The sequence below is a fragment of the Rugamonas violacea genome (assembly GCF_016461825.1).
In the GTDB taxonomy this organism is placed as follows: Bacteria; Pseudomonadota; Gammaproteobacteria; order Burkholderiales; family Burkholderiaceae_D; genus Rugamonas.
Window position 1 is genome coordinate 280,195 of the sequence record NZ_JAEMNU010000123.1, and the last position, 9,043, is coordinate 289,237.

Consider the following 9,043-nt stretch of genomic DNA (forward strand, 5'->3'; position numbering starts at 1 on the left):
AGCCTGCGTACCGGACTCGATGGAGCGTGTTTGCCTGCCCTTGCGGACGGCTGGACCACGAATTTACACAAACGCCACGACCCGGCGGATGCCGCGAACGGCCGCACAGGAGTCGGGAGTGTTGTAAATTGTGACGTTATACCTAGCGGAATAAAAAAAGCCCGCAAGCGAAACGGGCTTATATCTATTTTTCAGTGAAGAATAGAGAAGAGGGCAAATTATGCCGTATAGCGAGACATCAGGATAATTGATAAATCCAATATCCGACATCAAAAAACCATATAACAAGGGCGTAGCGCCCTTGCTAAACTTCTTGTACCTGACTGAAACCGCACCGCCCTACATGTGGTGCGTCAGTCATTATACAAGGTCTGCGGCCTAAAAGCACCTGCCGCAGCGGAAGAAAAGTGTGGTTGAAACGACATGCTGGCTCAAAATGCACTGCATTCGCCTAGCCCGCATGATATGCTGGCGCCTCTTTGTGTAACCAATGAAGTCGATGAACACTAGCCTTACCCCCCAGCCTCAGGCAGACGAGCCAGGCAACACCCCGATTACCCCTGCCGCGAGCGCACCAGCGAGCGCGCCGACGACGACGCCGGCGCTGACCCCGCGCACGCTGTTGAAGCAGTTGCAGCAACAATTCCCCGCCTTCCGCGATTTCCTGCCCTTGTCCATCGGCATCGACAAGCAGATCCTGGCGCGCCTGCCCGACCTGGACCGCAAGACCATGCGCACCGCGCTGGGCATCCACACCGGCTCGCTGCGCTATCTGAAGGTGATGGAGAAGGCCAAGCTGCGCTACGACCTCGACGGCACCGCCGGCGCGGAAGTGACCGACACCCACCGCAGCCACGCCACCCAGGTGCTGCAGGACCGCTTCAAGAAGGAAGCCGAGCGCAAGAAGGCCGAGCGCGACGCAGCCGCCGAGGAAGAAGCCAGCCGCGTGCGCGCCGACAAGCTCAACCAGCTGACCGCGAAGTTCTCGCGCAAGGGCTAAGTTGAGCCCGGACTTGACCGCCGAGACGCCGGCCCCGCCGGCGCAAACGCCCGCCGAACTGCCGCCCTACCACGGCATCGCCCTGGCCGATGTGCGCCTGGTGCGCACCCCGGCCGACGCCGAGGCGGCCCGCGCCGCGCTGCTGGCGGCCGACGCGATCGGCTTCGACACCGAGTCCAAGCCGACCTTCGCCAAGGGTGAAAGTTCAAGCGGGCCGCATCTGATCCAGCTGGCCACGGACGGCGTCGCCTATCTGTTCCAGATCGGCGCCAACCCGCCGCTGGCCGAACTGCGCGCCATCCTCGAGTCGGAGCAGACCCTCAAGGTCGGCTTCGGCCTGTCCGACGACGTCAAGCGGCTGCACGCCAAGCTGGACATCCGCGCCGCCGGCGTGGTCGACCTCTCGGTGGCGCTGCGCGGCGGCCAACGCAACGACCTCGGCGCGAAAAGCGCGGTGGCCAAGTTCTTCGGCCAGAAGCTGCAGAAATCCAAAAAGATCTCCACCACCAACTGGGCCAGCGCGCGCCTGAGCGACAAGCAGATCCTCTACGCAGCCGACGACGCCCAAGTGGCGCTGCGCGTCTACCGCCACTGGATCGCCGCCGGCGGCCAGTTGCCACCGTTGCGCCCGGCCAAGCCGCCACGGCCGCCGCGCCAGGCGCGCGCGCCGCGTGCGGCTACGCCGGCCGGCAACGGCGAGGCCGCGCCTGCGGCCGACGGCAAGGCAGAACCGGCCTGACGCCATGCGCGCCGCCACCGTGCGGCGCCGCGCAGCCAACTGATCCGCTTTTCGCGCGGCTTCTGCGCCTGTCCTTAAACCGCGCCCGGGTATATCCTTGTGACGAGGCCCATTTTGCCGGGCCATCCTTTCATTGAACGGTATCGTCCATGACCATTTTCCCGCTTGCCTCCAGCGCGCTGCTGGGCGCCGCCACGCTGGCCCTGGCCGCCGCCAGCCTGCCCGCCTTCGCCGCCGCGCCCGCCACCCTGCCCGACACGCTGGCGCAGCGCGTCGCCGCCTGCACCGCCTGCCACGCCATCAAGGAAAGCCGCGACACCTTCTTTCCTCGCATCGCCGGCAAGCCGGCCGGCTACCTGTACAACCAGCTGATCAACTTCCGCCAGGGCCGGCGCCACTATCCGATGATGAACTACATGGTCGAACACCTGCCCGACGCCTATTTGCGCGAGATCGCCGACTACTTCTCGGCCCAGCATCCGCCCTACCCGCCGCCGCTGGCCAGCCGCCTGGGCGCGCCCATGCTGGAGCGCGGCCGCACGCTGGTGTTCAACGGCGACCCGGCCAAAAAGGTGCCGGCCTGCGTCGCCTGCCACGGCCAGCAGCTGACCGGCGTGACGCCGGCCGTGCCCGGCCTGATCGGCCTGCCGGCCGACTACATCAACGCCCAGTTCGGCGCCTGGCGCAACCAGACCCGCCACGCCCAGGCGCCCGACTGCATGGCCGACATCGCCGGCCGCCTGTCCGACGGCGACGTCGCCGCCGTCTCGGGCTGGTTGTCCAGCCAGGTCGCCGATCCGGCCGCCCGGCCCGCCACCAGCATCGCCCTGCCCCTGCCGCTGCAATGCGGCAGCATGCCCGCCCAGTCCGCCCAGTAGTCCGAGGATGCCCCACCCATGAAAAAACTCCCCCTCGTCCTCATCGGCAGCGGCCTCGCCCTGACCGCCCTGCTGGCCCTGCTGCTGTGGCCGCGCGACGACGCCGGCCCGCCGCCCTCGCCGGCCGCCGCCGCCCTGCCGCTGCAGGAAAGAATCGCCCGTGGCGCCTACCTGGCCAAGGCCGGCGACTGCATGGCCTGCCACACCACGCGCGGCGGCGCCGCCTACGCCGGCGGCCGCGCCCTGCAAACGCCGTTCGGCGGCGTGGTCTCGCCCAACATCACGCCCGACCGCGAGACCGGCATCGGCGGCTGGAACGCGACGGACTTCTGGAACGCCCTGCACAACGGCAAGTCCAAGGACGGCCGCCTGCTGTATCCGGCCTTCCCCTACACCAATTACACCAAGGTCACGCGCGACGACGCCGATGCCCTGTTCACCTATTTCCAATCGCTCGCGCCGGTCAAGCAGAGCAACGCCGCGCACAGCCTGCGCTTCCCCTACAACCAGCAGATCATGCTGGCGGCCTGGCGCGCGCTGTACTTCAAGCCGGCCGTCTACCAGCCGCAGGCGGCCCAGTCGCTGAGCTGGAATCGGGGCGCCTACCTGGTCGAAGGCCTGGGCCACTGCAGCGCCTGCCACAGCGCGCGCAACAGCCTGGGCGCCAGCGCCGACACCCTGTCCGGCGGCATGATCCCCATCCTCGGCTGGTACGCGCCGTCGCTGACCTCGGACGCCGAGGCCGGCCTGGGCGAATGGCTGCCCGCCCACATCAGCGCGCTGTTGAAGACCGGCGTGTCGCCGCGCGCCACCGTGTTCGGCCCGATGGCCGAGGTGGTGCGCGAGAGCCTGCAGCATCTGGACGACGCCGACATCGGCGCCATGGCGGTGTATCTGAAATCGCTGCCGGCCAGGCATGAGCCGTCCGACTATGAGCGCGACAAGTCGCCGCCGGCGCAGGCCTTCCTGGCGGCCGGCGCCAAGCTGTACGAAACCCATTGTGTCGATTGCCACGGCAGCGGCGGCGCCGGGCTGCCGCCGGCCTATCCGCCGCTGGCCGGCAACCGCGCGCTGACCACGGACGAGGCGGTCAATCCGATCCGCATCGTGCTCAACGGCGGCTTCGCGCCCGGCACGGCGGGCAATCCGCGCCCCTACGGCATGCCGCCGTTCGGCCATGTGCTCAACGACGGCGAAGTGGCGGCCGTGGTGTCTTACCTGCGTAGTGCGTGGGGGAATAATGCGCCGCCGGTCAGCGGGCAGGATGTGAACCGCTACCGCAACATTCCGCTCGACTGAGCGGCGCCGCGGCCGGCGTTGGTGCGCCCCGCCGCGCCCTGGCGGGCGGCGGGGCCGGGCCGGCGCTGGCCGGCCCAACGGGGTGGACGCGGCGCGTCCGTCCCGGCGGGATCAGCGATAGCGGAAGCCGGTGCGCAGGTCCATGCTGAAGTGCTTGCCGCCGTCGGTCACGTTGACGGACTCGGGCGGCTCCTCGCCGGCCAGCGTGCCGGAGAACAAGGGCAGGCCCTCGCCTTTGCGCATCAGTTCGTCGCAACGCTCGTAGACGTTGGGGCAACCGGTCTCGGCCAGCAAAGCCTGGACGATCGGCACCTTCCAGGCGTCGACGCCACCGGCCTGGAACTGGCAGATCAAATAGCCGTTCACGCCGCCGTAGCTGTCCACCAGCAGGCCGGACAAGCCGTCCTCGTCGCCCTTGATGAGCGGCACGATCTGGCTCGGCGCCGCCTTCTTCACGCTGACCAGGCGCTTTTGCACGGCCGCCTTGACGCGCCGCTTCATCATCGCGTGGTCGATCGGCTCGTCCTCCTTGAAGGTCCAGATCCGCGCGCGGATCTGCGATTTCGAGTTGTAGGCGGCGCGCGCGATGAACTGGTGGGCGGAGCTTTGCACGATGGCGTTCGAGCCCGGCTTCATTTTCTCCTGCGGTTTGCCGTCGACCTTGTCGATCGCGGAGGCGTAGATCAAGAGTTCGCCGGCCAGCAAGTTCTTTTCCTTGCCCTGTTTGATGGTGATGATAAGCATGTGATTCCAGTGAGATCGACCGGCCCGGGCCGGTCATTGAGAAGCTGCGCCGCAGGACGGCGCAATACCGGCATGATACCTCATCCGCCGCCGCCTTCCGCTCATCTTCCGGCCAAGTTGCCGCCCGCCACCGGGGCAACAGCGGGCCGACAGCGGGCCGACAGCGGCGCCGCCCGTCGGCGCCGCCGGCATTCTGCACCGCCTCGGCTGCAATCCGTCGCAACGGCGTTGGCGCCGCGGCGCCGCCGGCCTACCATGCGTGCACTGTCAAACCCACCGATTCGACACCATCAACCAGCCCCCCACAGGAGAACCCCATGCAACGCACCCCATCCCTGCGCCACCACCTGCGCCACCTGCTGCTCGCCGCCAGCGCCCTGGCCGTCGCCGCGCCGCTGACGCTGGGCACGGCCCAGGCCTCGCCGTTGGACTGGCTGCGCGGCGAAACGGTCAAGGGCAGCGGCAAGATGATCAGCCAGACCCGCGAACTGGGCCACTTCAACGCCATGGCGCTGAGCACCGGCGGCAACGTCGAGATCCGACTCGGCAACAGCGAGAGCGTCACCATCGAGGCCGACGACAACATCCTGCCGCTGATCGAGACCGTGGTCGAGAACGGCACCCTGCGCATCCGGCCGCTGCAGAAGGCCCAGCACCTCGACATCCGCAACCTGAAGCTGGTGGTGCAGGCGCGCAGCCTGGAGCGGGTTTCGATGGCCGGCTCCGGCACCATCAACGCCGACCGTCTGCAGGGCGAGAAGCTGCAATTCGACGTGGGCGGTTCCGGCTCGATCAATGTCGCCAAGCTCAACAGCGAAGCGGTGACCATCTCGATCGGCGGCAGCGGCAGCATGAAGGCCGGCGGCAACACCGAGCGCCTGCAAGTGTCGATCGGCGGCTCGGGCACCGTGCACACCGGCCAGTTGGCCGTGCGCGATGCGGTGATCAACATCGGCGGCTCCGGCCAAGCCACCGTGTCGGCGCAAAAGTCGCTCAGCCTGAGCGTGGCCGGCTCCGGCAGCATCGGCTACTACGGCGATCCATAGGTGAGCAAAAGCGTGACGGGATCCGGCACGATCAAGCGCCTGGGCGGCATGCCGCAATAAACAGACGGGCGATGTCGCCCAACCGGGCCGCCGCCGCGATGAAACTCGTCGCGGCCAAACGCAACAAGGCGCGCGCCCATCATCGAGATGGACGCGCGCCTTGCCTTGTGGCGGGCCCCAGCGGCCCGCCTGCGTCGGCCGGCTTACTTCTGCGGCACGACGATGACGGTATCGCCGCCGGTCTTGCCGGTCGCGCCCTTGTCGCCCTTGGCGCCGTCGGCACCCGGGGCGCCGCTGACGCCCTCGTTACCGGTCGCGCCGGTGGCACCGGTCGCGCCAGTGGCACCGGGCATGCCGGTCTCGCCGGCCGGGGCCGAGGCACCCGTCGCGCCGGTGGCACCGGTGGCGCCAGGGGCACCCGCAGGGCCGGGAACAGCAACAGGAACGGCGACCGGAACGACGGTCGGCGGTGTCTCACGCTGGCAGGCGCTCAGGGCGAGAGTGGCGACGAGGACGATTGGGAGCAGGATGATTTTCATGATGGGCCTTTTTCTCATTAAAACGGGAATGTAACGGCATGTCATGCGGCGTCATTGCCAGCGTGGATGCGCGTTCTCTAGCTGCATCATGCGCTGCAAGGACAAAGAGTTCCGTTCGCTACCGAACACGCGGCCCAAGTAAGCGCCGCGTTCGCTTCCGCCACCGTCCCGCCAGCGGTGCCAGCGGTGCCACTTAATGCAGCCGAAAGATCCGCTCGGGTTCGTCACCGTCAAGCAAAGCATAAATCCAGCTCTGCACCTGCCGGGCGTCGGCGTTGGCGATCTGATTGAGCAACTCCGCCTTCAGGCACTTGAGTTGACTCAGCCGTTTCAACAGGATCTCGCGGAGCGCCAACAAGTGCCCCTCTTCCCTGCCCTCTTCCCTGCCCTCCTCCCTGCCCTGTTCCCGGCCCTGTTCCCGGCCCTCCTCCCGGCCCTCCTCCCAACCCTCCAACTTGCCTTGCTTAAAGCCCTTTTGGATCGCCTCATATTCCAGCATCTGTTCAAAGGTCTCGTAGACGCGCTCGTAGATCATTTTAACCTCCGTAAAATCCGCTCGTACTGGCAGTGTAATCGTCTTGATCCGCCGCCGCAAACGCGCGTGTATCCAGCGTTTCAGGCTGTTGCGCAAGGTCGCCGACTGCTGATCGTCGAGCCAGCTGACCAGGCTGCCTAGAACGGCGAGGATGTCTTGCGCGCTGCGCGAATGCTCCAGGCGAAACAATAGATTGACCAGATTGCTGCGCACGCCGGGCAGCTCCAGCTCCTGCCGCGCGCGGTCGATCAGCAAATAGCGTTGCTGCGGCTGCAGCGACTCCAGGCCCTGCGGCGCCGCCAGCATCAACTCGGCCAGGTCGGTGCTGGCGTTCCAGCGCCGCTGGCCGTGGTACAGCACGATGGGCAGCACCGGCGGCAGCTTGCCGTGCCGCGTCAACTGCCGCTGCTTGAGCAAGTCCTGGTACAGCAGCCCCACATACACCTGCATGCGCAGCGCCATCCATGGGTCGGTGTGGCTCTGGAATTCCAGCAGGATGTACAGATAGATCCAGTCGGCGCCGACGCGGATGCGCCAGACCATGTCGCTGTGGCGCTGCTGCCCGCCGTCGCCGACGTAGCTGCCGTTGACGCGCTCGAAGGCGCTCACCTCGAGCTGGTCGACCCAGGCATACGGTACGAAACCGCGCAACAGATCGCGCACCAACTCCGGGTGGGCGAACAGTTGCTTGTAACTGGCGTCGGCGTGGACCTTCATTGCAAAATTGTAGTCGCGGCGGCACAGGACGAGCTCGCCTGCCGCGCGCGCCGAGCTTGGCTCGCCGCAAAGGCGCCGAAGAAAATCAGGCAAAGCGCGCCCCAAACGGCGCACTTCCCTTCCGGAAAGCTCGATATACTTTCCGCTCCAACAATCCAAAAAAAACACCTGGGAGATCCACTTGAACGTTGTCACCTCGTCCTTCGGCCGCGCCCTCGCGCTGCCCGCTTTGTTGTTGACCTGCGCCGCCGGCCACGCCGCCGACACGCCGCCGCCCCGCCTCATCGCCATCAAGGCGGCCCACATGCTCGACGTGCGCAGCGGCGCCACGCTGGAGCAGGCGGTGGTGCTGATCGACGGCGAGCGCATCACCGCCGCCGGCAGCCGGCTGGCGATTCCGGCCGGCGCCAGCGTCATCGACCTGGGCGACAAGACCCTGCTGCCCGGCCTGATCGACATGCACACCCACCTGACCGGCAACCCGGAGGACGCCGGCTACGCGGCGGTGGCCATTTCGGTGCCGCGCTCGGCGCTGACCGGCGCGCGCAACGCCCGCCGCACGCTGGAGGCGGGCTTCACCTCGGTGCGCAACGTCGGCGCCGAGGGCTACGCCGACATCGCCCTGCGCGACGCCATCAACGCCGGCGACCTGCCCGGTCCGCGCATCGCCGCCTCCGGCCCGGCGCTGGGCATCAGCGGCGGCCACTGCGACGACACCATGCACGCGCCCGAATACAAGATCAGCGCCGAGGGCGTCGCCGACGGCGTCGACGAGGTGATCAAACGCACCCGCCAAGTCATCAAGTACGGCGCCGACGTCATCAAGATCTGCGCCACCGGCGGCGTGCTGTCCTTCGGCGACGACCCGCGCGCCTCGCAGTACACCATCGAAGAGATGAAGGCCATCGTCGCCGAGGCGCACCGCCTGGGCCGCAAGGTGGCCGCCCACGCCCACGGCGGCGACGGCATCCGCCTCGCCGTGCTGGCCGGCGTCGACTCGATCGAGCACGGCTCCTACATCGACGACGAGGGCATCAAGCTGATGAAGGAGCATAAGACCTGGCTGGTGCCCACCCTCTATCTGGGCGACTGGCTGATCGAGAACGCCGAGGCGATCCGCCTGCCCAAGCCGCTGCTGGAGAAGGCCAAGACCGTCCTGCCGATGGCCCGCGTGAACATCGGCCGCGCCATCCAGCAGGGCGTGCCGGTGGCCTTCGGCACCGATTCGGCGGTCTACCCGCACGGCCTGAACGGCCGCGAGTTCGCCGTCTACGTCAAGCTGGGCATGACGCCGCTGCAGGCGATCCGCAGCGCCACCGTCAACGCCAGCCAGTTGATGGGCTGGGCCGACAAGATCGGCAGCATCGAAGCCGGCAAGCTGGCCGACTTGATCGCCGTCGACGGCGATCCGCTGAAGGATGTCCGCCAACTGGAGAACGTGCGCTGGGTGATGAAGGGCGGCGTGGTGGCGAAGTGAGGCCGACGGCCATATCACGCGCTCCCGGCGATGCCGGCCAAACCCAGGGGCACAGACTGGGGTCGGACC

Annotated in this window: 9 protein-coding genes; 6 read left to right on the forward strand and 3 right to left on the reverse strand. The window is 67.6% G+C overall.

The genetic code is table 11. From position 1 onward, the window contains the following. Positions 1-490 precede the first annotated feature (490 nt). The 4 genes from H7U20_RS23495 to H7U20_RS23510 all read left to right on the forward strand — a co-directional run bounded on the left by H7U20_RS23495 (position 491) and on the right by H7U20_RS23510 (position 3,916). Entirely contained in the window at positions 491-1,000 is a 510-nt protein-coding gene (locus H7U20_RS23495) for a ProQ/FINO family protein (RefSeq protein WP_199761538.1), read from the forward strand. A gap of 1 nt (position 1,001) precedes the next feature. Further along, entirely contained in the window at positions 1,002-1,739 is a 738-nt protein-coding gene (locus H7U20_RS23500) for a 3'-5' exonuclease (RefSeq protein ID WP_370593230.1), read from the forward strand. A 149-nt stretch (positions 1,740-1,888) separates the two neighbouring features. After that, positions 1,889-2,617, forward strand: coding sequence for a c-type cytochrome (locus H7U20_RS23505; protein WP_199761539.1), 729 nt, complete (start codon positions 1,889-1,891; stop codon positions 2,615-2,617). An 18-nt stretch (positions 2,618-2,635) separates the two neighbouring features. Then, positions 2,636-3,916: a c-type cytochrome gene (locus H7U20_RS23510; RefSeq protein WP_199761540.1), complete on the forward strand. Its 1,281-nt coding sequence runs from the start codon at positions 2,636-2,638 to the stop codon at positions 3,914-3,916. A gap of 111 nt (positions 3,917-4,027) precedes the next feature. On the opposite strand, the gene H7U20_RS23515 is transcribed toward H7U20_RS23510, so the two are convergent. Then, a complete protein-coding gene (locus H7U20_RS23515; protein WP_199761541.1) occupies positions 4,028-4,660 on the reverse strand; it encodes an SAM-dependent methyltransferase in 633 nt (210 codons plus the stop codon). Positions 4,661-4,977: 317 nt separating this feature from the next. On the opposite strand from H7U20_RS23515, the gene H7U20_RS23520 reads away from it, so the two are divergent. Then, positions 4,978-5,706 (forward strand): head GIN domain-containing protein, encoded by a 729-nt coding sequence (locus H7U20_RS23520; RefSeq protein ID WP_199761542.1) that lies wholly within the window; start codon positions 4,978-4,980, stop codon positions 5,704-5,706. A gap of 203 nt (positions 5,707-5,909) precedes the next feature. On the opposite strand, the gene H7U20_RS23525 is transcribed toward H7U20_RS23520, so the two are convergent. Then, complete coding sequence (locus tag H7U20_RS23525; protein WP_199761543.1) at positions 5,910-6,245, reverse strand: collagen-like protein; 336 nt, start codon at positions 6,243-6,245, stop codon at positions 5,910-5,912. A gap of 193 nt (positions 6,246-6,438) precedes the next feature. Further along, positions 6,439-7,497: an Rpn family recombination-promoting nuclease/putative transposase gene (locus H7U20_RS23530; RefSeq protein ID WP_199761544.1), complete on the reverse strand. Its 1,059-nt coding sequence runs from the start codon at positions 7,495-7,497 to the stop codon at positions 6,439-6,441. A gap of 181 nt (positions 7,498-7,678) precedes the next feature. On the opposite strand from H7U20_RS23530, the gene H7U20_RS23535 reads away from it, so the two are divergent. Next, a complete protein-coding gene (locus H7U20_RS23535) occupies positions 7,679-8,974 on the forward strand; it encodes a Xaa-Pro dipeptidase (protein ID WP_199761545.1) in 1,296 nt (431 codons plus the stop codon). Positions 8,975-9,043 lie beyond the last annotated feature (69 nt).